17 protein-coding genes are annotated in these 21,306 nt (G+C 70.4%); 9 read left to right on the forward strand and 8 right to left on the reverse strand.

Annotated elements, in window-relative coordinates:
• Nucleotides 1–376 precede the first annotated feature (376 nt).
• From asnB to ACZ6Y1_RS07865, 7 genes are all read left to right on the forward strand, one after another.
• A complete protein-coding gene (gene asnB, locus ACZ6Y1_RS07835) occupies nucleotides 377–2,542 on the forward strand; it encodes an asparagine synthase (glutamine-hydrolyzing) (RefSeq protein WP_469624657.1) in 2,166 nt (721 codons plus the stop codon).
• Nucleotides 2,542–3,534 (forward strand): diiron oxygenase, encoded by a 993-nt coding sequence (locus ACZ6Y1_RS07840; protein ID WP_469624659.1) that lies wholly within the window; start codon nucleotides 2,542–2,544, stop codon nucleotides 3,532–3,534. Before asnB ends, ACZ6Y1_RS07840 begins: the two co-directional genes overlap by 1 nt.
• A 527-nt stretch (nucleotides 3,535–4,061) precedes the next feature.
• A complete protein-coding gene (locus tag ACZ6Y1_RS07845; protein ID WP_469624662.1) occupies nucleotides 4,062–5,432 on the forward strand; it encodes a hypothetical protein in 1,371 nt (456 codons plus the stop codon).
• On the forward strand, nucleotides 5,432–6,325 hold the full coding sequence (locus ACZ6Y1_RS07850) for an isocitrate lyase/phosphoenolpyruvate mutase family protein (RefSeq protein ID WP_469624665.1): 894 nt from the start codon (nucleotides 5,432–5,434) through the stop codon (nucleotides 6,323–6,325). Before ACZ6Y1_RS07845 ends, ACZ6Y1_RS07850 begins: the two co-directional genes overlap by 1 nt.
• Nucleotides 6,322–7,476 (forward strand): phosphonopyruvate decarboxylase, encoded by a 1,155-nt coding sequence (aepY, locus tag ACZ6Y1_RS07855; protein ID WP_469624666.1) that lies wholly within the window; start codon nucleotides 6,322–6,324, stop codon nucleotides 7,474–7,476. The genes ACZ6Y1_RS07850 and aepY overlap by 4 nt, the downstream gene beginning before the upstream one ends.
• An 83-nt stretch (nucleotides 7,477–7,559) precedes the next feature.
• Nucleotides 7,560–8,741 carry a phosphonoacetaldehyde reductase gene (locus ACZ6Y1_RS07860; protein WP_469624668.1) on the forward strand — a complete coding sequence of 394 codons (1,182 nt, stop codon included), beginning with the start codon at nucleotides 7,560–7,562 and terminating at the stop codon, nucleotides 8,739–8,741.
• A 33-nt stretch (nucleotides 8,742–8,774) separates the two neighbouring features.
• Nucleotides 8,775–9,812 (forward strand): C-terminal binding protein, encoded by a 1,038-nt coding sequence (locus ACZ6Y1_RS07865; RefSeq protein WP_469624671.1) that lies wholly within the window; start codon nucleotides 8,775–8,777, stop codon nucleotides 9,810–9,812.
• Nucleotides 9,813–9,878: 66 nt separating this feature from the next.
• On the opposite strand, the gene ACZ6Y1_RS07870 is transcribed toward ACZ6Y1_RS07865, so the two are convergent.
• From ACZ6Y1_RS07870 to ACZ6Y1_RS07905, 8 genes are read right to left on the reverse strand one after another with little or no spacing between them, the layout of a single operon-like run.
• On the reverse strand, nucleotides 9,879–10,376 hold the full coding sequence (locus ACZ6Y1_RS07870; protein ID WP_469624673.1) for a flavin reductase family protein: 498 nt from the start codon (nucleotides 10,374–10,376) through the stop codon (nucleotides 9,879–9,881).
• A gap of 48 nt (nucleotides 10,377–10,424) precedes the next feature.
• Complete coding sequence (locus ACZ6Y1_RS07875; RefSeq protein ID WP_469624675.1) at nucleotides 10,425–11,672, reverse strand: ATP-grasp domain-containing protein; 1,248 nt, start codon at nucleotides 11,670–11,672, stop codon at nucleotides 10,425–10,427.
• 44 nt (nucleotides 11,673–11,716) lie between these two features.
• Nucleotides 11,717–12,973, reverse strand: coding sequence for a methylaspartate mutase (locus tag ACZ6Y1_RS07880; RefSeq protein ID WP_469624677.1), 1,257 nt, complete (start codon nucleotides 12,971–12,973; stop codon nucleotides 11,717–11,719).
• Nucleotide 12,974: 1 nt separating this feature from the next.
• On the reverse strand, nucleotides 12,975–14,492 hold the full coding sequence (locus tag ACZ6Y1_RS07885; protein WP_469624680.1) for a PqqD family protein: 1,518 nt from the start codon (nucleotides 14,490–14,492) through the stop codon (nucleotides 12,975–12,977).
• Nucleotides 14,489–15,730 carry an ATP-grasp domain-containing protein gene (locus ACZ6Y1_RS07890; protein ID WP_469624682.1) on the reverse strand — a complete coding sequence of 414 codons (1,242 nt, stop codon included), beginning with the start codon at nucleotides 15,728–15,730 and terminating at the stop codon, nucleotides 14,489–14,491. Before ACZ6Y1_RS07890 ends, ACZ6Y1_RS07885 begins: the two co-directional genes overlap by 4 nt.
• The gene (locus tag ACZ6Y1_RS07895; protein ID WP_469624685.1) at nucleotides 15,730–16,218 is read right to left on the reverse strand and encodes a cobalamin B12-binding domain-containing protein; all 489 of its coding nucleotides are present in this window, start codon (nucleotides 16,216–16,218) and stop codon (nucleotides 15,730–15,732) included. The genes ACZ6Y1_RS07890 and ACZ6Y1_RS07895 overlap by 1 nt, the downstream gene beginning before the upstream one ends.
• Nucleotides 16,215–17,465, reverse strand: a complete 1,251-nt coding sequence (locus tag ACZ6Y1_RS07900; RefSeq protein WP_469624687.1) for an MFS transporter — start codon at nucleotides 17,463–17,465, stop codon at nucleotides 16,215–16,217. Before ACZ6Y1_RS07900 ends, ACZ6Y1_RS07895 begins: the two co-directional genes overlap by 4 nt.
• Nucleotides 17,462–18,565 carry an LLM class flavin-dependent oxidoreductase gene (locus tag ACZ6Y1_RS07905; RefSeq protein ID WP_469624689.1) on the reverse strand — a complete coding sequence of 368 codons (1,104 nt, stop codon included), beginning with the start codon at nucleotides 18,563–18,565 and terminating at the stop codon, nucleotides 17,462–17,464. Before ACZ6Y1_RS07905 ends, ACZ6Y1_RS07900 begins: the two co-directional genes overlap by 4 nt.
• Before the next feature lie 448 nt (nucleotides 18,566–19,013).
• Here ACZ6Y1_RS07905 and ACZ6Y1_RS07910 point away from each other — a divergent pair, with 448 nt between their 5' ends.
• Together ACZ6Y1_RS07910 and ACZ6Y1_RS07915 are read left to right on the forward strand one after the other, a co-directional pair.
• Entirely contained in the window at nucleotides 19,014–20,009 is a 996-nt protein-coding gene (locus ACZ6Y1_RS07910) for an asparagine synthetase A (protein ID WP_469624691.1), read from the forward strand.
• Nucleotides 20,006–21,280 carry a glutamate synthase-related protein gene (locus tag ACZ6Y1_RS07915; protein WP_469624693.1) on the forward strand — a complete coding sequence of 425 codons (1,275 nt, stop codon included), beginning with the start codon at nucleotides 20,006–20,008 and terminating at the stop codon, nucleotides 21,278–21,280. The genes ACZ6Y1_RS07910 and ACZ6Y1_RS07915 overlap by 4 nt, the downstream gene beginning before the upstream one ends.
• Nucleotides 21,281–21,306: the final 26 nt, after the last annotated feature.

The raw sequence follows: 21,306 nt of genomic DNA on the forward strand, positions 1-21,306 counted from the left end.
CCCGCCCGCCCGGGAGGGGTTGGCTATGTCACACGCGATCTGCGCTGGTGGAGGGCATGATCACGGCAGTGTTCGGCAGCCGCCGAATCCGTAGGTCTCGCACGTCGGCTCGGCTACTGTGAGCGTCAGCCGCCCCCGGCAGGCCCCGAAAAGGGCTGCCTGCCGTGAATTCTGCGGCGAATCCGATGAGTTTCTCAGGGGGGAGGTGGACCCATATGAAGAAGTACAGCAAGCCGACCGCTACGCCGGTTTCGCAGGGCACTGCTCTGAAGCGCGTTTCCTGAAAAATGAAAAAACGAGTGGGGGCTCCGGGAAACCGGGGCCCCGCTCTCGCCCGAGCCCCTCGCGGCACCGGGCGGTGGCTGGGGGTTTCGATATGTGTGGAATCGCGGGAATCGCTCGTCTGGACGGGCGGGAACTCGGTGCGGAGGCCGACGCCGCCCTGAATCGGCTGGCCGACATCCTGGACCACCGCGGGCCGGACGAGCGGGAAGTCCTGCGCGACGGCGCGGTGGGGCTGGCCTTCACCAGGCTGGCGCTCGTCAACCCCGAGGACGGCAGCCAGCCGCTGGTCAGCGACGACGGCTCGCTGGTGCTCGTGGTGAACGGCGAGATCTACAACCACCGCGAGCTCGCCGCCTCGCTGCCCGGCGGTGTGAAGCTGAAGACCGGATCGGACTGCGAGGTCCTGCTCTACCTCTACCGCCAGTACGGGCTGGAGTTCCTGCGCGACGTCCGGGGCATGTTCGCCCTGATCCTGTGGGACCGGGTCGCGGGCCAACTCGTGCTCGCCCGGGACCGCTTCGGCATCAAGCCGCTCTACCTGCACCGCAACGCCGAGCGCATCGTGCTCTCTTCGGAGATCAAGGGCCTCTTCGCGGACCCCGCCACACCCCGGCGCTTCGACTGGGAAGCGGCTCTGGCCAGCCCCTTGCTGGCCGCGGCGGGCAGCTTCAACGAAGCGGAGCCGACCACCTGGTTCGAGGGGATCGAGCAGGTCCCGGCCGCCACGATCCGGCGCATCGACCTCCGCGACGGCCGTACGTCCGACCACCGCTATTGGGAACTGCCCACCGACGCCGACGAGTCGGCGGACGCGGAGGAGTTCGTCCGGCGGTACGCCGAGCTGCTGGAGGACTCCGTCCGTGAGTGCGCCACGGCCGACACCGAGCTCGGTCTGTTCCTCTCCGGAGGCGTCGACTCGTCGGCCGTCCTCGCCCTGGCGGGCGACAAGCGCGAGGGCATGCACACCTTCACCGTGCTCACCGGCGGCACCCTCGACAACGGGGACGCCGAGAACGCCGCGTGGATCGCGCGCGAACTGGGCGTACCCAACCACCAGGTCGTCTTTCCGGCCGACCACGCGCCCACCCCCGAGGAGTGGCTGCGCCTCCTGTGGCTGACCGAGACCCCCATGTGCGGCCCCGAGGTCTACTACAAGCACGAACTCCACCGGTACGCACGCCGGGAACGGCCCGGACTGCGCGGTGTGCTCCTCGGCGCGGCAAGCGACGAGTTCAACGGCGGCTACGCGGGGGAGCTCGGCGGGGACTGGACCTCCTTCATGGAGAGCCTCGCCCTCATGGACCGCAACACCCGGATCGGTCGGCGCCCGGACCTGCGCCACTGGTGGGCGGAAGGGCCGTCCTTCATCTCCGAGAAGGCCCTCGGCGGCCCGCGCTCCGACGATGACGGGATCTACCGCGCCTACCTGCGGTCCGAGTACCTCCAGATCCAGCAGTACAACGTCTGGCACGAGGACCGCACCGCGGCCGGAAGCGGGGTCGAGGCGCGGGTGCCGTTCCTCGACCACCGTCTGGTCGAGCTGTCCGCGAGGATCCCGGAACGGCTGCGCCCGGAGCTGCTGTGGGACAAGCGGATCCTCCGCGAGGCCGTCAAGGGCCACCTGCCGGCGAGGATCGCCGAACGACCCAAGGGCCCCTTCTTCTACGGCTCCGGCACGCACTACGCCTACCGGATGCTGGCCCGCCTCATGCACGCGGATTCGCAGGCGCTCGTCGAGCGGGCGCTCGCCGCCCCCGGAGCGGCCGACTTCATCGACGCGGACCGCGTGCGCGGGCACCTGGCCCGGCTCGGAGAGGGCGCGACCGACGCTCCGGCCGTGGAGATGCTCATGCGGGTGCTCAACATGGGTCTGCTCGCGGACCTCGCGGCGAACCCGCCGCGCCTCGAGGACATTTCGGCCGGACCGATCCGTCGGGAGCTCGTCGGCGATCGTGTCACCTCCTCCGACATCGGTTCGGCCTTCCGCACACGGGAGTTGGGCGGCGAAGCGGTGTTCGCGTTCGCCGAGGGTCTGCTGCTGCTCACGGATCCGGCCGGGTCCCAGTGGTACCTGCTCAAGGACGGAGAGATCGAGTTCGAGCTGGAGGCCGGCACACCGACGCTGGCGGTCCTGCGGGCGATCGACGGGAAGACCGCGTTCGCGGACATCCTGGACGCCGAAGGCGCCGGACGGGAGGACGTGCACGACGACCTGTGCGACCTGCTCGACCTCGGCTTCCTCGTCCGGGACGAGTGATGTACCGGGGCAGGGCCGCCGAACTGCTCGTCCCCGCACGGGTGGAGGGCCGCGGGCGCAGCGAGGCGTACGACAGCAGGTTCGGCCGCTGGGACAGCCTGGCCGGTGTCCGCGCCAGGCCCCGGCGATCGTTCGAGGGCTCGGGTTCGCTCTACTTCCCTCCCGAGCTCCACCCCGTCGTCACGCATCCCCTGGTCGCCCGTCGAGGCGCCGAACAGGTGGAGTGGCTGCTGCTCCGACGCCTCCACGACTACCTGGACTTCACCTCCGAACTCGAAGCCCTGGCGGTGATGCCGGTCGCGACCGCGATCAGCAGGGGACGGTCGGGGCTGGACCTGCCCGAGGGCATGAGGGCCGACGCCTTCAAGATCGTCACGGACGAGGCCTGGCACGCCCAGACGTCCTACGACTTCGCGTCCGAACTGCGCGACGCCACCGGCGTGCCGCTGGGCCGGCCGGACGGCAGCCCGCCCGCCTTCACAGGACGTCTGGACGCCATCAGGGAGGGCCTCGCCCACGAGGTCAGGGGGGTCGAGGCGCTCGTCTTCGCGATCGTCAGCGAGACCCTGATATCCGGCATCCTCTCGGAGATCCCCCGCGACGAACGGCTGCCCGGGTCGGTGCGCGACCACGTGCGGGACCACGCGGAGGACGAGGGCCGCCACCACGTCTACTTCCGCTCCGTCCTGCGTCATCTCTGGGCCGCCCTGACCCCGGGGGAACGCAGACTGGTGGGGCCCCGGGTTCCGGCGGCGATCTACGCCTTCCTCGAACCGGACTACGCCCGAGCGGTGGGGGATCTGCGCCTGCTGGGGCTTTCGGCCGAGGACATCGAGCAGGTCGTGGAGGAATCCTGGCCGCGGGAACAGGTCGAACGCGACGTGGCCGAGGCCTCCCGTTCTCTCGTCCGCTATTTCGCCGAAGTGGGCGCTTTCGAGGACGGGATCACCCGGAATTCCTTCGAGGAGGCCGGACTTCTGGGCCGGGACTGAAAGAGAGGTGGTTCACGAGTCGAATTGCGGCCGGTGATGCACCGAATTCCGGGGCCGCGTCCGCCGGTTGGGGGCGCCGTTCACAGGAGCCGCGGCGGGAGATTCCGAATGTGCGGATTGGGCGGTTCCTGCCGGTGCCACCCCCACCGTGACGTGCATCTCTGTCGTCCGTGACGCTGCCGGTCGATCTTGACAGGGTGCCTGCGGGCGTGATGGCATGCCGGTGTGATGTTGCGTCAAGAGGCTATACGGGCCTTTTTGGCGAGCTCGCGAACAAGCGGAGGCCACATGCCGGGCGATTCGTCCTGGGCGGGCCCCGGCGCGTGCTCATTCGGCATCCCCGGTGTGTTGTGGTTCATATGTGATCGGTGCATTTCCTTGCGTGTGGCGACCATTGGATAAAGGGATTCGCTCCGCGCTGTCCGCTTTCGGCGGCCGGTCCGGGCCACGTGCGCGGCGACCTCCCTCACGGACGGCACCCGGGGCTGCCCGACCGACCGACCAGGCCAAGGACAGGGAGCAGCCTCGTGCGACCGGAGGATGGTTTCGCACGGCGGGCAGGTGCGCTGCTGCGTGCCGCCGCCAACGACCTGAAGCGTGACGACGAGAACGCCGAGCGTGAACTCGGGCTGGAAAAGGGTACTTTCGCACAGTACGCCGACGGGAGCCGGCCGCTCGACTGGGAGCTGATGCGCCGTGCCGCCGAGATCTGGCCGCTCAACGAGCGCGACCTGCTGCCGGTGCACGACGACTGCCCGCACGGTGTGGACGTCATGCGGGAGCAGGCGTCACGGGCGAGCTCGCGCGTACTCAGCAGGGCGGGACAGCCCTACTACGAGTACCGGGACACCGCGATGTCCCGGCTCGCCTCCTACCGTCCCGAGTGGATCCGCATGCTGCGGGTCGTCGGTGACAACGAGGCGGACAACCCCCTCGTCCAGTGGAACCGCGGCCACCTGCTGTACCAGTTCACGTACTTCATCGGCCCGGTCAACTACTACTACCGGTGGGAGGGGACCTCGCACTGCGTCCCCATGGAGACCGGCGACTCCGTCTGGGGCCTTCCCTTCGCACCGCACTCCTTCGCGGCGCGGACCGACGCCGAGCCCGCCTGCATCCTGGCCCTGACCTACGGTGGCGCCCTGGTCGGCGACGCGCAGCGGGAGCTGGCCGTCCTGGGCAGGGCGGCGACCCGGGCCCAGGCGGTCCCGCTGGCCGAAGGGTCCCGGGTGCCGGGCGCGATGATCCGGTCGTTCATGGACGCCGGAGCGGTGACCACCGCCGAACTCGCCGAGCGGACGGGCCTCTCGCCCCGGCGCGCCGAGGCACTCGCCGCTGGTGGGGCCACCCCGGAGGCGGAGGAGCTGGAGGTGCTGGCGGCCGGGCTGGGGGTGTCGGTGCGCGACCTGCTGCTTCCGCGCAGCTCATCGGTCGACGGCGTGTCCATCCAGCACGCCCGGACCGCGCGGAGCTGGGAGTTCCCCGGCGACGGCGCGGCGGCCTACCGGATCACCAGGCTCGCCGGCGATCCGCTGCACCCCCACACGTCGGCACTGCAGGTCGACGTGCTGCTCGACGACCCGGCGCGGGCGGCCGCACTGAGCACCTACCAGCACCAGTACCTGTACGTGCTCGGCGACGACCCCGTACGCCTCCGGTGGGAGTTCGAGGGGGAGCGGTTCGAGGAGACGCTCGCGGCGGGGGACTCCGCCTACGTCCGGCCGCAGGTTCCGATCACGTTCGCGGCGGCCGACGGGGGCCGCCCCCGGTTGCTGCTGCTCCGGATCGCTGGGGCGGTCACCCCGGAGGTGCGCCACGCCGTGGGCACCATGGCGGCCGGCGGCATCGACCGGTACGTGGCGGAGGACAGGCTTTGGTACAGCAAGGAAGGGAACTGATGTCGGAGCGGAGTTCGGGGGGAGTGCTCGCACGGCCGGCGTCGAAGACCGACCGGCTGCGGGACCTGCTGGCGGGGCCGTCGGCGGTCCGCGCGGTCGGAGCCCACGACGGGCTCACGGCGAAGCTGGTGGAGCAGGCCGGCTTCGACGCGGTCTGGGCGTCGAGCTTCGAGATCTCGGCGAGCCACGGCCTTCCGGACGCCAGCCTCGTGACGATGACGCAGTACCTGGACGCGGCCACCGCGATGGACGCGGTCACCGGCATCCCGGTGATCGCCGACTGTGACACCGGCTTCGGCGGGCCGATGAACCTGGCCTACGCGGTACGGCGCTACGCACGGATCGGCATCGCCGCGATGTGCGTGGAGGACAAGCTGTTTCCGAAGATCAACAGCTTCGCGGACGCCGCGCAGGACCTGGTCCCGGCCGAGGAGTTCGCCTTGAAGATCAAGGCCGGCCGGGAAGCGCTGGGCGACGACGACATGGTCCTGATCGCCCGCACCGAGTCGCTGATCAGCGGGCTGGACGTCGAAGAGGCCCTGGACCGCGGGCGGCTCTACGCCTCCGCCGGAGCGGACGCCGTGCTCGTGCACAGCAAGAGCCGCCGGCCCGACGAGGTGCTGGAGTTCGCCTCCCGGTGGGACCTGGACGTACCGCTGGTGGCGGTCCCGACCACCTACGGTTCGGTGAGCGAGCAGGAGCTCTACGACGCCGGGTTCCGCCTGGTGATCTACGCCAACCAAGGCCTGCGCGCCGCGGTCCGCGGGGTGCAGGAGGTCCTGCGGGAGCTGAACGCCGCCGGCACGGCCCGGTCCGTGGACGAGCGCATCGCCCCCATGTCGGAAGTGTTCGCGCTCCAGGGCATGCCCGCGGGCTACCGGACGAAGCCATGACCTCGGCCTCGGCCTTCGTGGCGGGGCTGCGGACGGCGGGCGTGAGCCTGGTCTCCGGGGTGCCGTGCTCGTACTTCGCGGGACCGATCCGGCAGCTCCAGGACCACCCGGACGTCCGCTACGTGCCCGCGGCGAACGAAGGGGCCGCACTGGCCGTGGCCGCCGGGGCGCGGCTGGCGGGCGAGCCGAGTGCCGTCCTGGCCCAGAACTCGGGCTTCGGCAACCTGGTCAACCCGCTCACCTCACTGGTGCTCCCGTACCGGATTCCGGTGCTGGTGCTGGTGAGCATGCGCGGCTGGCCCGCGGCGGACGCCGGAGAGCCCCAGCACCACTGGATGGGCAAGGTCGTGCCCGAGTGGCTGGACTCGCTGGAGGTGCCGCACTGGATGCTGCGGCCCGGCGGGCCCGGACTCGAAGAGGTGCTCCGAGAGGCCCGTCCGGTACTGGAATCGGGGCGTCCCGCGTTCGTCCTCGTCTCCAAGGGAGCCCTGGAGGACGATCCGAAGGCGCCTGCCGCAGCGGCCGTCCCCGACCCGGCCGTCCCCGACCCGGCCCGCCCCGACGCGGCCCGCCCCGACCGTGACGACCTGGTGGACGCCGTACTCGCCGAACTGCGCGACGAGCACGTGCTGTCGACCACGGGCTACCTCTCCCGCGCTCTGTACAACCGCGGCGACCGGCCCCGGAACTTCTACATGCAGGGCTCGATGGGCCATGTGTCCGCCATCGCGCTCGGGGCCGCCCTGAGCCGCCCGGCGGAGAACTTCGTGGTGCTGGACGGGGACGGCGCCGTGCTCATGCACATGGGCACCCTCGCCACGATCGGCCACCACGCACCGGGAAACCTGGTCCACATCGTCTTCGACAACGGTGCCTACGACTCGACGGGCGGCCAGCCGACCGGTTCCGCGGCCGTCCGCTTCGACGACGTCGCACGGGCCACGGGCTACCGCCACGTGGCCCGGGTCGATTCGGTCGGCCGGCTGCGCGGTGCCGTCCGGGCCGCGCTCGCCGCCGCAGGACCGTCCCTGCTGGTGGTCGACGGCCGGGTCGGCGGCTCGGCCGGCGAGCGGGCCTCCAGCGGACTCTCCGTGACGGAGATCGCGACCCGGTTCGGCCGGGGGCTCGGCGAGGCCGGGGAGGGCCGCTGATGCGCGCGTCCCCGCCGGCCCTCAGGGACCGGGTCCTGTCGGCTCCGGGGCCCGGGGAAGTCCGCCCAGACCCGTGCCGGGCGATGCGCTCCCTCGTGGCCGGTACCGGTCTGCAGCCCCTCGCGGGCCATCCGGCCGCCTACCTGGGGGCGGGCGCGGCCGGTCTGCTCGGCGCGGCACTGGAGGAACTCGGCTGCCGCCGGGTCCTGCTGGTGCACGGGCGTACGTCGTACCTGAGGTCCGGCGCCGGGAAGCTGGTCGAACGGTGGGCGGGCCGGTTCCGGACCGAGCACTTCGACGGCGTCCGGCCCAATCCCGACATCGGGCAGGTACGGGACGGCGTGGCTCTGGCCCGCCGCTTCCGCCCCGACGTGGTCGTGGGCATCGGCGGCGGCAGCAGTCTGGACGTGGCCAAGGCGGTCGCGGTGCTGAGCGCCCAGCCGGCCCGCCCGCTCGACTGCCTCCGGCAGCCGGAGCTGATCACCGAACCGCGTCGGGCGGCGCTCGTCCTGCTGCCCACCACCGCCGGCTCCGGCAGCGAGATGACCAGGTTCGCCACCGTGTACGTCGGGGGCCGCAAGCACTCCCTCGACCTCGCCCGGGCCCGGGCCGACGTGGTGTTGGTCGATCCGCTGCTCAGTGCATCGCTGCCCCACCCGGAATCCACCGCCGGCGGCCTGGACGCGCTCGCGCAGGCTGTCGAGTCGTACTGGTCGGTGTCGGCCGACGAGCGGTCCCGCGCGCTGGCCGTGCGCGCCCTGGAGCGGCTGCTGCCGGCCCTCGCCCGCGCCGCCGCCACGGGATCCTTCGAGGACCCGCAGGTCCGTACCGGCATGGCGTACGGCGCCTCCGTGGCGGGCACCGCCATCGACCTCACCAGGACCACCGCGGCGCACGCCCTGTCGTACGAGCTGACGGCGCGCCGCGGCCTGGCCCACGGCACCGCGGTCGCGCTGCACCTGGACTGGCTGATGGGCCGGCACGCCGTGCTCGGCGAGGACGAATGCCGGCATCCCGAAGGCGCCGCGGCGGTGCGGCGGCGGGTGGAGACCGTACAGCGCCTCACCCACGAGGCCACCGGGGGGAGCGTGGAGCAGCTGGTGCGACGGCTCTTGGCCGCGGCGGGGCTGCCGGTCGGGCTGCGCGAGCTGGCCCTTCCGGCGGACGAATGGCGGCAGCCGCTGACCGCGGCGCTCGCCTCGGGAAGGGCCTGGAACAACCCCTGCGTCCTCACCGAGGACGACGTCCTTCGCTTTCTCGTCTGAACCGACCGCTCACGCCGCCAAGGAGGCACCCCCGTGACCCGAACCCGTGTGCTGTACACCGATCCGCCGTGGCTCGTCGAGGGCGGACGCCTCGACCCCTCGCTGGCCACCGTGGAGCGAGAGGTCCTCGGTCCCGACGTCGAACTGCGCTTCGGCCCTCACGAGGACGGCCGCTACCGGATCACCGGCCCCGGGATGCTGGAGCGGGCCGCCGGGTGCGACGTCCTCGTCGTCTATCGCACACAGGTGACCGAGGAACTCCTCGACGCCGCCGGCGGGGGACTGAGGGTGGTGGTCCGGCAGGGCGTGGGCGTGGACAACCTCAACGCCGGCCTGCTGGCGCGGCGCGGACTGCCCGCCTACAACGTCCCCGACTACTGCGTGGACGAGGTCGCCACCCACACCTCCGCGCTGGCCCTCGCACTGGAGCGGCAGCTGGTGCCGCAGCACCAGACCCTGGTCGGCGGGACGTTCGACATCTACGCCGGCGGCACCCCCCACCGGACCAACCGCCGCACCCTCGGCATCGTCGGCTTCGGCCGGATCGGCCGCGCCGTCGCCCGGAGGCTGGGCGCCTTCTACGGCCAGGTCCTGGTCCACGACCCGTACGTGGGCCGCGACCTCGCCGAGGGGTACGGCGCCCGGAGCGTCGACACCCTGGAGGAGCTGCTCGCGCAGTCCGACATGGTGACCCTGCACTGCCCCCTGAACCCGGAGACCGACGGGCTGCTCGACGAGGCCGCCCTGAGCCGGATGAAGCCCGGTTCGTACCTGGTCAACGCGGCCCGTGGGCGGCTCGTCGAGCCGGAGGGCCTGCACCGGGCGCTCCGGGAGGGCTGGATCGCCGGAGCCGGCCTGGACGTGTTCTCGCCCGAGAACCCGCATCAGGACCCCCGCTGGCACCCCGTCCTCGCCCACCCGTCGGTGGTCGTGACGAGCCATCGGGCCTTCCTGTCCGAGGAGGCCGAGGCGAGCAGCCGGCGACGCGTCGCCGAACTGGTCCGCGCCGCGCTGGACGGGCGCACCCACGGGCTGGTCGGGAAGGTGGACCCGCCGGACGCGATCCGGTGACCGCCTCCACCACACCCGTCTGAGCCGGCCGCCGCACCGGAATCCGGTGCGGCGGCCGAGTGCCGCCTACACTGCGGCGGGCAAGGGCCAGGTGCTGTAGGCCCCCTGGCAGTACAGAAGGGGTTCCCGGGGCAGGACGGTCCCGGCGTCGACCCGTCCGATGATCAGGCAGTGGTCACCGGCCTCGACCGTCTTCTCCGTGCGGCACTCGGCGACGGCCAGGGCGACGTCGGTCAGCACGGGCGCGCCGCCCGCCACCGGGGACGGCTCCCACGGGATGCCGGCGAACTTGTCCTGGCCCTTGCCCGCGAAGGTCTGCGACACCTCGGCGCCGGACGCGGCGAGGAAGTTCACCGCGAAGGCCCCTGAGGACAGGATCGCCGGAAGGGTCTGGGACTTCTTGTCCACCCCGATCAGCAGCAACGGCGGTGAGGCGGACACGGCGCAGACGGCGTTGCAGGTGAACCCCCGGGGTTCACCGCTCTCGTCCATCGCCGTGATGACGGCGACGGCCGTCGGGAAGGAACCGAATATCTCGCGGAACTGCTGGGAAGTGACGGGCATGTGACTCACCGCGTTTCATAGGTGGGCAACCGCAACGAGCGTGCGATGTCAGAGGAGTTCGTGCTCCATCGCGCGCAACGCCTGGTAGGAGCGTTCGATCTCGGTGTCGTCCCGGTGGACGAAGAAGACCGCCCCGGGGGAGGAGTTGAGGTCGACCGTGCGGCTGGTGAGCGCGCCGTCGGCCTTGCGGAAGCGGACGCTCTGGAAGGCCGGGAGCCCCTCCAGCACCTCTCGTACGGCCTGTTCCGCCAGGGGGACAACCCGGTGCGCGATGAGGTTCGCGCAGCGCGCCGACTCCAACCGCTCGTAGCGCACCGGCCGTCGGGTCAGCTCCGGCGCGTCGGCGGTGTAGCAGTCCAGCGTGAGGCTCACCTGATCGGCGCCCGTGCACTGCCGGAGGGCGGCGGGATTGGCGAGCCCCGAGATCCGGGCACCGGTCTCCAGCAGCACGGGACCATCCGGCGTGAGGATCAGTTCGGTGTGGGCGGGGCCGTTGGCGATGCCGAGTGCCGCCAGGACATCGCTCACGTACGGCAGGATCTCGTCGAGGCGCGGGTCGTCCGGTGCGATCAGGTCCTCGTAGTCGTAGATCTTCCTCCCCTCGTCCACGACCGCCTTGCGGCTGATCCACACGTCGGTGAACCGGTGCGTGCCGTCCCTGCTGACCGAGTTGATGATGTACTCGTCACCGACGAGGTACTCCTGCCCCAGGGCGGCCTCGTTCGCCCGCAGCATGAGGTTGGTCTTGCCGATGACGGCCTCGACCGCGTCCTTGATCTCCTCGTCGGTGGCGCAGGTGAAGACGTCCTCGGAGCCGGCGCTGTCCAGGGGCTTGACGACGACCTTGTCGATGCCGTGCGCACGCCGCCACTCCAGCACCTCGTCCGCGTTCGCGGTCTCCAGCTGCCGGGGCGTGCGCACGCCCGCCGCCGCCAGGGCCTCCATCATGAGTGCCTTGTTCCGGCGGGCGGACGAGAGCGCGGGGTCGTTCCCGCGCAGGCCCAGCGCCGAGGCGAGCTCGTCGGCGGCCTCGACCCCGAACTCGCTCGCCGGGATGACGGCGACCGCTCCGATCTCGGCGAGCCGCCGCCGCACGTCCGCTTCGTTGCCCGGGTAGGTGAGGTCTTCCTCGAACAGTCCGGCCGGCAGGCTTGCGGCGAAGGTCGCCGGGAGCTCGCGGCGCGAGCGCACGTGGATGAGGCGGCAGCGGCCGGCGGCCTGGTGCGCCAGCAGGGCTCCGGTGGAGAACGCGTCCACCAACACGACGGCGGGCTGTTCGGGAACTTCTGGGGTCACTGGTGTTCGTCTCGCCAACTGATCGGAATCTGGGTTTGGTTGAGTCACGCCTCGGCGCGTGCCGCAGTGCGGTCGTACCGGTCGGCGACGTGGTTGAGCATCGTGTGGAGATGGCCGGAGCTGAAGTCGTGGAATCCGCGGCTCCCGGACACGGCGGGCAGCGGCAGGTTGCCGCGGGAACCCCACACCAGCGCCCCCCGGTCGTCGATGACGGACGTCACCGCGCCGGCGTTGTCGGGGTGCAGGCCGAACGGGATGTCGAGGATGCCCCGTTCGAACGCTTTCGTCAGCGCGGCGCCGACGTCGGGATCGAGGCCGAGCACCGTGTCGACGAGCAGCCTCGCCTCTTCCAGCACCTCGTCGTGGAAGGCGTCCTCCAGAGCCGTGGACGCCGCCGGGGTGCCGCCCGACGCCTCGGCGGACAGGCGCAGCGCGGCGAGGTTCTCCGCGACCGTGGGGATCTGCCACGCTTCGGAGACCGTCTTGACGATCATCCGCTCGCACCCGGAGTCGCGGGCGAGCCGGGCGCTGTCGCGGATCAGGGCCGTGGCACCGTCCGGCGTCTTGGGGAACAGACCCATGTACGTGTAGAGCACGACGTGCCAGTTCACCCCGGACAGGTGCTCCGCGGCGAGGGTGCGCAGTGCCCGCAGCGCCCCGCGGTCCTGCTCCGTGAGGACCCCCTGGGCGAAGCTCAGGGACATGTGGCGCAGTCCGTGCTGCCGGAAGAAGCAGCCCTCCAGCACGGAGGTGGCCACCAGCAGCGAGGGCGGGCAGAGCTGGCCCAGCAGACACCCGCCGAAGCTCTCGATGTGACCGGACTCGGTCTCGCCGGCCAGGAACCGGCAGCTCTCCGCCCAGGCCGCGACGGCACGGGCGAGGGGCAGCCGGCTGTAGGGGAGGCAGTAGGAGACCGGGCCCCCCTCGGTCGCGTCGAGGCCGACTTCGACCAGCTTCTGGAAGACCCGCAGCGGAAGCGCCGTGCCGTGCCGCACCTGGACCGGGAACCCCGGTCCGTACAGCCCGTCGAGCAGGGCTTCGGTGGCCTGTGCCGGATGGGAGACGAGCGGGTACCCGTTCACCTCCTCACCGGCGGCCAGCCGCTCCAGGGGCGTGGTGTAGTCGCCCACCCTGGTGTAGCTGTCGAGCGTGAGCGTCCCGACGGCCGGCAGCCCGAGCGACGCGACCTGGGACAGCCCGTCCCGCATCGCCCGGAGGCTGCCGAAGCCCATCCGCGGTTGAACGACCACCCTGCCCCGGTCGCGGCTTTCGGAGATGAACCGGTCGAAGTGTCCGGTCACGTCACCGACCTGATATCAGTTCGAGAACGGGCAGACCGGTGACCGGGTCGACCGTCTTCACCTGCGCCTTGTGCGGGTCGCCGGCGCGCACCCGGGACATCATCGACTGCGGCGCCGTGAAGTCCACCAGGGTGCTGCGGTACAGCGTGCGCAGGTCGGTCATGGACAGCGCGGACACCTTCTCCAGCCACTTCGCCGCCTCGTCCGTGGCCGCCTGGTCCGTGCCCGCCTCGCCGCGCAGCGCGGCGTGCAGCAGATCGGTCCGGCCGGTCATCTCCGGGTGGCAGGTCTCGACGAACGCCTCCAGCCGCGCGCCCTCGTTCGTGAAGGGCGAGAAGACCATGGCGACGAGGGAGTCCTCGCTCAGGCCGAACACGTCGCGGGCGTAGGCCGCGGAGAGCTCGCGCCGCTCGACCTGCTTCGCGGGCGAGTCGTAGCGGCTCAGCGCGAGCCGGATGAGGTTGTCCGGCATCTCCTTCTTGCGCATCATCGTCTCGGCCAGTTCCAGGTACTCGGCGATGCCCGCCTCGTAGGTGCGGCCCTCGGCGTACTGGGCGCGCAGACCGCGCAGGTGAGCCATCAGGGTCGGGTTGGCGCAGTCCGACTCGGTGAAGCTGAACGCGAGGTCGTCGAACCGGAAACCGAGGAAGTCGACGATCAGGTCCCAGTGGTCGTGGACCCGGTAGCTGACCATGTCGTAGATCGAGACGAACTCGGGCTGCATCGAGCGGTCCCCGGTGGAGACGCTGCGCTCGGCGACCTCGGCCTCGCGGTCGGCGCCGAAGAGCTCGCGGAAGTACGCGTCACCGATGCCGCGGAGGGCCGTGAGCAGGCCCTGGAAGCCCATCCGGCGGCATTCCTCCACGTCGATGCCGCTCGCCTTCGCCAGACGCAGGATCCAGGCCGAGTAGAGCGCCTGTTCGCGGCGGGAGTCGCCGGTCATGATCACGTCGACGCCGCCCTCCCACCATGCGGCGCGACCGTAGAAGTCGGCCACCGCCAGGTTGCAGCTGTTGCAGAACGTCGGGCGTCCGTCGCCGGCCGACCGGTGGCCGTTCATCAGCACGTCGAGCCGGTTGAGGTCGACCAGGCGCTCGGGGAGCGGGAGGTCGACGCGGAAGCGGCGGATCTCGGTGTGGTCGATGGTGAGCAGCTCCGCCCGCTCGTCGTCGAGCAGACCGAGGGCGTCGTACACCCGGTGGATGTTCTCCATCACGGCGAGCGGCACGCCGGCGTGCCGCATGTTGGCGACGCGCATGACGAAGGTGTGGCCGTGGGTGAGCTGGAGGTGCAGTTGCACGGCCCGGACGAAGGCCACCACGTACGTGCTGTCCTTGCCGCCGCCGTAGGCCACCATGACCTTGCGGTCGGGCAGCAGGGCGGGGCCGCCCACGGCCTCGACGAGACGGTCTCCGACGGCGGCGATGCCCTTCAGCTCGGTGTCGCTGAGGAAGGCGGCCAGCTGCTCGTAGCGTTCCTGGTCGCCGAGGGGCAGGGCAGGGGTCGGCTGGTCGTTCACGGTGCGGTTACCTCGAATTCGAAGGTCTCGATGATGCGGTGGATGTCGGCCTCCACCTGCTCCTGGTCGTCGTGCAGCAGGATGAAGCGGCCCGCGTGCAGGGCGTCGTAGGCACCGCCGGGTTCCAGTACCTCGCCCACGGCGGGCAACAGCTCGCGCCACACGGTCGGGACGGCCGCCCGTACGGAGGAGGCCTTGCGGACCACCGCCGGAAGGTTCGCCGGCTTGGGCACGACCAGCCAGCCGCCGGACGGGTCGCCCGCCCGGGGGGAGGGCGCGATCGGCTCCCCGCAGGCGGCCCGGAGCCAGACCTCGAAGAGGTTGACCCCGAACAGCTTGTTGAGGAGGTGGGGCACCTCGCTGCCGCCGACGCGGCCGCCGATCTCCAGGAAGACGATCTCGTCCTCGGGCGTGACGAACAGCTCCAGGTGGAACGGCGTGTCGGTCATGCCGAGGATGCGGACGCAGTCGCGGGTGAACTGCTCGATCCGGTCCCGGAGGGCGGAGTGCTGCAACACGACCGAGCCCAGCGGTTCGCCGCTGCCGAAGGACAGGCAGTCGTTGACGTACCGTGACGCGACCTGGAACCCCACCTCGGAACCGGCGCCGGCGAAGCCGTCCACGTGGTGGATGGTGCCGGTGACGAACTCCTCGATCTCGTAGCGCTCCAGGTCGACCGTCGCCAGGAGCTCGCCCAGCGTCGTCTCGTCCTCCACGCGGTGGACTCCGATGCTCGCGGCCCCGTCCACCGGCTTGAGGATCACCGGGTAGCCGCACGAGCGGGCGAAGGCGAGCCCGGCCTCGACGTCGGTGCACGCGGTGAACCGGGGAACCCGGACGCCGGCCTCGGCGAGGATCTCCTTCATCCGCACCTTGTCCCGGTAGACCGCGACCTCGGCCGTGGTCGGACCGGGCAGACCGAGGTCCTCCCGGACCTTGGCGGCGATCTCCAGGGTGAACTCGGACAGGGCGATCAACTGGTCGACGGGACCGACCTTCTCGGTCACCTCGACGACCGCCGAGCGCAGCGCGTCGACGTCGTTGACGTCGTCGATCCGCACCAGGTGCGCGATCTTCGCCGGGTCGGCCAGCACCCCCTCGGCACCGAGCCGGTCGACGACGTAGCTCACCTGGTGGGCGTCGTGGTCGATGAACTCCTCGTACCGGGTGAGCTCGTTGTCCCACCGTACGTCGTCTTCCTTGAACCGGGGCCACCGGTTGACGATGACGATGTGCATCAGCGCACCTCCATGGTGCTGAGCCCGGCGAGGTCCCACGGCGGGATGACCGCGGCGTCGGCCTGCCAGGCGGAGAATCCTTCGGACTTGCCGAAGTGAAGGAAGGCGAGGAACCGGTCGATGGCGTCCTCACCGGTGAATACGTCGGTGTAGCCGTGCGCGAGGAGCGTGCGGCGCGTGCGGTCGTTGTCCGACTCGGCGGTGGTCAGCTTGCCGCCCACGACGCTCGGGACGTCGAGCCGCCGCTCCCGCAGGGCCGAGAGCAGCTCACGCGCCCCGTGCAGGCCGTGGCCGTTGACGCTCGACACGACCAGCAGGTCGGGCCGGTTCTCGGAGACGGCCTGCACGACCTCGGCCACGGGGGTGCACGCGCCCAGGTTCTGCACCTGGGCGCCGTTCTCCTCCAGAAGCTTCTGCAGGTAGACGAGGTTCCAGATGTGGGAATCCGATTCGACGGTGCTCAGCAGGCACCGGAAGGCTTGGGTCATGCCGTGACTCCTAGGGCTGCCGCGTCGTCGCGGAGGGCGAGCGCTCTGTGGAAGCTGCGGATCGTCAGGGGCAGGAAGACGGCGCCGAAGAGGCAGAGCAGCACCGCGAGTACGACGACCAGCTGCTGCGGACCGGCTGCCGATCCGATACCGGCGACGAGCAGGCCGGCGATGGGGAAGGAGAGCAGGTTGAGGAGGTAGAAGGGACCCATGATCTTCCCCAGGTGCTCCTCGGGGATCACCTTCAGCCGCTGTGTCCGGTTGAAGACGTTGTAGTAGGCGTCGCCGATGAGCATGGCCACGAAGGCCGTGCCGTAGACGGCGAAGGACGGGGCGAAGCCCGCCGACAGCAGCGCGGCGCACAGCAGGCCGAAGCCGATGACTCCGAGCCAGCTGACGCTGAGCCGGCGCAGCAGGAGCGGGATCACCATGAGGTTGAGCAGGCCGATGACGCCGACCATCGTGTTCAGCAGCCCGAACGACGAGTCGGGAGCCTTGAAGACGTCGGTGACCATCGCCGCGTTGACGCTCAGCACGCTCGCCATCACGAAGTTGATGGCGAAGTTGAGGATGCCCAGAAGCAGCACGGGCTTGTTCCCGACCAGCAGCCGCCAGCCGAGAGCGAGTTCGGAGAAGATCTGCCGCGTGCCGGTCGCGTCGGCCGGGACGGGCGGGCGCAGCCCGCGGGGCAGCGGCAGCCAGGTCGCCGAGGAGACCGCGAAGGCCACCGCTGCGATCAGGAGCAGCCACACCTTGCCCAGGACGGACGCGGCCAGGATGGCGAGGGCGGGACCCAGCGCCATGGCCAGCAACTCCATGTTCTGGACCAGGGACTGGGTGCTCGCCACCTTGTCGCCCTTGGCCAGCTGGGGGACCATCTTCTCCACGGCCATCCGGGTCGGAGCCATGAAGACGGACAGGAAGGCTCCGCCCGCCATCAGGGCCCCGGTCGTCCACGACGGTTGGGTCAGACAGATCAGGAGCACGCTCAGCAGCACGGCGGCCCGCGCCGCCGTCACGCGCGAGAAGAGCCGGGCGCCGCCGTCCCGGTCGGCGATGAGCCCCGCGAAGGGGTAGGCGATGAGAGCGGGCAGCCATTCGAGTGCGAACGCGAAACCGAGGCTCGCCACCTGATGGGTGTCTTGGTAGATCAACAGCGGCACCGCGAACATCACGACCTGTTCCGCGATGAGCCCGAGCAGCACGCCGGAGGCGAAAAGGCTCCGGTGAAGCCGATTGTCCATCATGCGGACAACTCGTTTTGCTCGAGTTCGCGGATCAGCGGGAGCACATGCGTGTAGAACGTCCGCATCTCGTCGCGGGTCGGCCAGCCGGAGAAGATGAACTCGCTTACCCCTGCGGCCTTGTAGGAGTGCAGGTAAGAAGCTACTTCCTGGTAACTCCCCACCACGCACAGGGCGGGGCCGCCGCGATAGGCGACGGCGCCGGAGTAAAGGACCGGGGAGAGCCAATCGCCGTCGGCCTGTTCGGCCAGTCGGAAGGAGTTCTTGACGGCTTCGGAATCCGAGGCCGCGACGAACTTGGTGACCCATTCGCGGTGGTCCTCGTCCGGGTCGCGCATCATCTCGGCGAGGTCGGCGAGCGCCTCGGCGCGGGTCTCGCGAGCCAGGACGTGCATGCGGATCCCGAGCCGCCCGCCCTTGGCCAGTACCGGTGCGGCGGCCTCGGCGATCCCCTCCGGGGTGTCGCCGTAGCGGAGCCAGCAGTCGCCGTGCTGGAGCGCGGTCTCCTGGGCCGGGCCGGAGGCACCGCTGATGTAGACCTCCGGACGGCCGCCACCGAGATATCCGAGACCGAGCTGAGCCTCTTCGATGCGGTAGTGCTCGCCGGTGTAGCTTAGCGGGGTTTCCCCGCGCCAGAGACGGTGGAGGATGTCGAGGAATTCGTTGGTGCGGGCGTATCGGCCGTCGTGCGCGACGAAGTCTCCGTAATAGGCCTGCTCGGCGGGGGAAATACCGGCAACGAGATTCAGCGATATGCGCCCGTCGGACATCCAGGAGACCGTATTGACGATCTGGGCGAAAAGCGTCGGAGAAAGCAACCCCGGGCGGTACGCGAGGATGAACTTCACGCGCTCGGTTTCGCGGACCAAGGCGCCGATCATCGGCAGCGGATCGGGCATGTGATAACTGATTCCCATCAGGAGGGAATCCACGCCGAGCTGATCGGCTTCCTTGGCGAAATCGACGATTCCATTGAAGTCGAGGTGGCCGACCTGGTACTTCTCCGTGGCCTTCTGCTGGCCACTGTCCAGGGGGGAGCACCAGTGGAACCTAAGCTCCTCGGATCCCGGTTCGCGCTGGTCAGAAGGGTTGCTCAAACCCATGGTGCTACCTCCGGTTGTGTGACGCACCTGACTGTCTCGGCACACGGAAGGCCGGCCGGCGGGGAGGCTCCACCGCCTCCGGCTGAACTCTCGGCGATTCTTTTTCAGCTGTTCTTACGGAATTCACAGCGTGATCGCCCGAGATCGTGAAATGACGGGCATAGCAATCCCGTAGCCATTGATCCGTGCTTGAGGGATCTTGACATGGAAGCCCCATATGAGTCAAGATCAATTCCCGGGCGGCGGCGCCTTGTGGGGTGACGGCGGGGTATGCGTTTGAAGATTCCCCTACCTCCGTGATCCCGGCCACACTTCTCCGGCGGCGGATGTGGAATTCCAGATTCCAATGTTGCGGTACATTGCCCGAATTAGCCCGGCTTCGGGCTCGAACCGGAGTGCCGCCCCCCTAATGACCCACCTCGCCACAGCACTCGAACGGAACGAGAGATTGTCCGCAGAGAACACGGGGGCCGTGCTCCCGACGCCACGCGCTCACCTGACCGCGGAGCGCACCCGCGCCGCACTGCTCGTGCAGAACCGGTTCCTGGCCGGCGCCCGGGACTTCCTCACGGGTGAGGGCTTCACCGAGCTGTTGCCGCCGACGATCGGCCCCGTGACCGACCCGGGTGCCCGGGGTGCCAAGCAGGTCGACATCGACTACTACGGTCACCGCTACAAGCTGATGACGAGCGGCATCCTGTACAAGCAGGCCTCCCTGCTCAGCTTCCCCAAGATCTTCCACGTCGCCCCGAACGTCCGGCTGGAACCCCTCGAAACGACGGTCACCCACCGTCACCTGACCGAGTTCCATCAGCTGGACGTCGAGATCGCCGGCGGCTCGCGCGAGGACGCGATGCGCGTCGCGGAGGACCTGACCCGGCACTGCGTCGAACACGTCCTGCGCACCGCCGGGCGGGAGCTGGAGATCCTCGGCCGAGACCTGGACAGCCTCAAGAAGGTCCTCGACGCTCCGTACGGCCGCAAGAAGCACTCGCAGGCCGTGGCCGAACTGATCGAGGGCGGCTACGGGCAGGCCGAGAACACGGAGATCGAGTGGGAGGGCGAGGAGATCATCTCCGCGGCCGCCGACCAGCCGTTCTTCATCACCGACTACCCCAAGGGCTCGCGCGGCTTCTACGACAAGGAGAGCACCGAGGAGCCCGGCGTCCTGCGCAACTTCGACCTCATCTTCCCCGGCGGCTTCGGCGAGATGATGAGCGGCAGCGAGCGGGAGTCCGACTACCGCAACCTGATGATGCGGATCCGTGAGACCGGCGAGAACCCGGCCAAGTACGAGTGGTACCTCACTCTGGCGCGCGAGGGGATCCCCTCCAGCGCCGGCTTCGGTCTGGGCGTGGAGCGGTTCACCCGCTTCCTGGGCGGGCTCGACGCGGTCTGGCAGGCGACGGCCTACCCGAAGCTGCCGGGCGAGCTGCGGCCGTGAGCGGGCTGACGGCCCCCGGGTTCCCGGAACAGCAGGTACGGGCCCGCGCCCGGCACGGCGCGGCCGCGGCCTTCCCCGAGAGCGGGACCTACGGGACCACGCTGTACGGCGAGCACGGCGTGCAGACCGCCCAGCCCCTGGACGAGATCGACCGGGCCCGGCTCGTGCCGCCCGTCTTCGTGCCCCGCCGCATGGAGAAGCTCTTCGACCTCGGCCGGGAACCGGTCTGCGGCGACGTCGACCTGGCCACGGTGATCGGCGGCTTCAACTCCACCCTCCCGGTGTTCATCGCGGCGTTCGGATCGACCCGGGTGGCCAGCGGCGACCTCGGGGAAGCCGTCGCCCGGCAGGCCGGAAGCCTCGGCATACCCATGGTCATCGGCGAGAACATCGTCCCGGTGTCGGGCTACGGCCGGGTCGCCGACGAGAAGGAGAGCTCGCTGCTGCGCCGCATCACCGAGTACGCCTCGGCGGCGCCGGACGGACTCGGCGGCGTGGTGGTCCAGCAGAGCACCGAGGACGCCGACGCCGAGGTCTGGAACCTGGTGTACAGCGACCCCTCGGCCCGTCCCCTGCTGGACAGCGGCCGGCTGGCCTTCGAGCTGAAGGTGGGGCAGGGCGCCAAGCCGGGCGTGGGCGGCATGACGCTCGTCCCGCGTGATCGTGCGGCCGAACTGGCCGCGCAGTACGACGTCCTGGACATCTACGACCAGGCAGAGGACTCGGTGCTGCGCTGCAGCAGCCCGGGAACCTTCACGGAAGAGATCCTGCGTCAGCAGATCCGGCTCATGCGCAACAACTACCCCCGCTGCCGCGTGTGGGTGAAGCTTCCGCCCTCGCGCGACGTCCACCTGGCGGCGGCGGTCGCCTGGGCCGCCGGCGCGGACTCGGTCACCGTGGACGGGGCGGAGGGCGGCACCGGCTGGGCCCCCCGGGCGTTCCTGCACCACGTGGGGCTGCCGCTGGCGGAGTGCCTGGAGAGGCTCGACCCGCAGGAGAACTCCCTGCTGGTGAGCGGTCGTATCTGGGAGGGTGCCCGCGCGGTCAAGTGCCTGGCACTCGGGGCGTCCGCGGTGGGTCTCGGACGGTCCGCCCTGGTCGCCTCGGACGAGGACCCGAAGGCGGGCCTGACCAACTTCGTCGACTGCCTGGCGCTGGAGATGCGCCTGCTGATCAGCGCCCTGGGCAAGTACCGGGTCGCCGAGGTGGGCGCGGAGGACATCTGGACCGAGACGCGTTCCGGGGAGGGATCCGTCCCCCGGAACGCGTGACCGATCGGCCGCCCACGGGCCGGTAC

The sequence above is a fragment of the Streptomyces sp. NPDC053432 genome, from assembly GCF_055585365.1.

What these genes read in the sequence shown, in the direction of transcription:
- asnB (WP_469624657.1), top strand. Translation starts at nt 377, where the DNA reads ATGTGTGGAATCGCGGGAATCGCTCGTCTGGACGGGCGGGAACTCGGT.
- ACZ6Y1_RS07840 (WP_469624659.1), top strand. Translation starts at nt 2,542, where the DNA reads ATGTACCGGGGCAGGGCCGCCGAACTGCTCGTCCCCGCACGGGTGGAG.
- ACZ6Y1_RS07850 (WP_469624665.1), top strand. Translation starts at nt 5,432, where the DNA reads ATGTCGGAGCGGAGTTCGGGGGGAGTGCTCGCACGGCCGGCGTCGAAG.
- aepY (WP_469624666.1), top strand. Translation starts at nt 6,322, where the DNA reads ATGACCTCGGCCTCGGCCTTCGTGGCGGGGCTGCGGACGGCGGGCGTG.
- ACZ6Y1_RS07860 (WP_469624668.1), top strand. Translation starts at nt 7,560, where the DNA reads ATGCGCTCCCTCGTGGCCGGTACCGGTCTGCAGCCCCTCGCGGGCCAT.
- ACZ6Y1_RS07870 (WP_469624673.1), bottom strand. Translation starts at nt 10,376, where the DNA reads ATGCCCGTCACTTCCCAGCAGTTCCGCGAGATATTCGGTTCCTTCCCG.
- ACZ6Y1_RS07890 (WP_469624682.1), bottom strand. Translation starts at nt 15,730, where the DNA reads ATGCACATCGTCATCGTCAACCGGTGGCCCCGGTTCAAGGAAGACGAC.
- ACZ6Y1_RS07895 (WP_469624685.1), bottom strand. Translation starts at nt 16,218, where the DNA reads ATGACCCAAGCCTTCCGGTGCCTGCTGAGCACCGTCGAATCGGATTCC.
- ACZ6Y1_RS07900 (WP_469624687.1), bottom strand. Translation starts at nt 17,465, where the DNA reads ATGATGGACAATCGGCTTCACCGGAGCCTTTTCGCCTCCGGCGTGCTG.
- ACZ6Y1_RS07905 (WP_469624689.1), bottom strand. Translation starts at nt 18,565, where the DNA reads ATGGGTTTGAGCAACCCTTCTGACCAGCGCGAACCGGGATCCGAGGAG.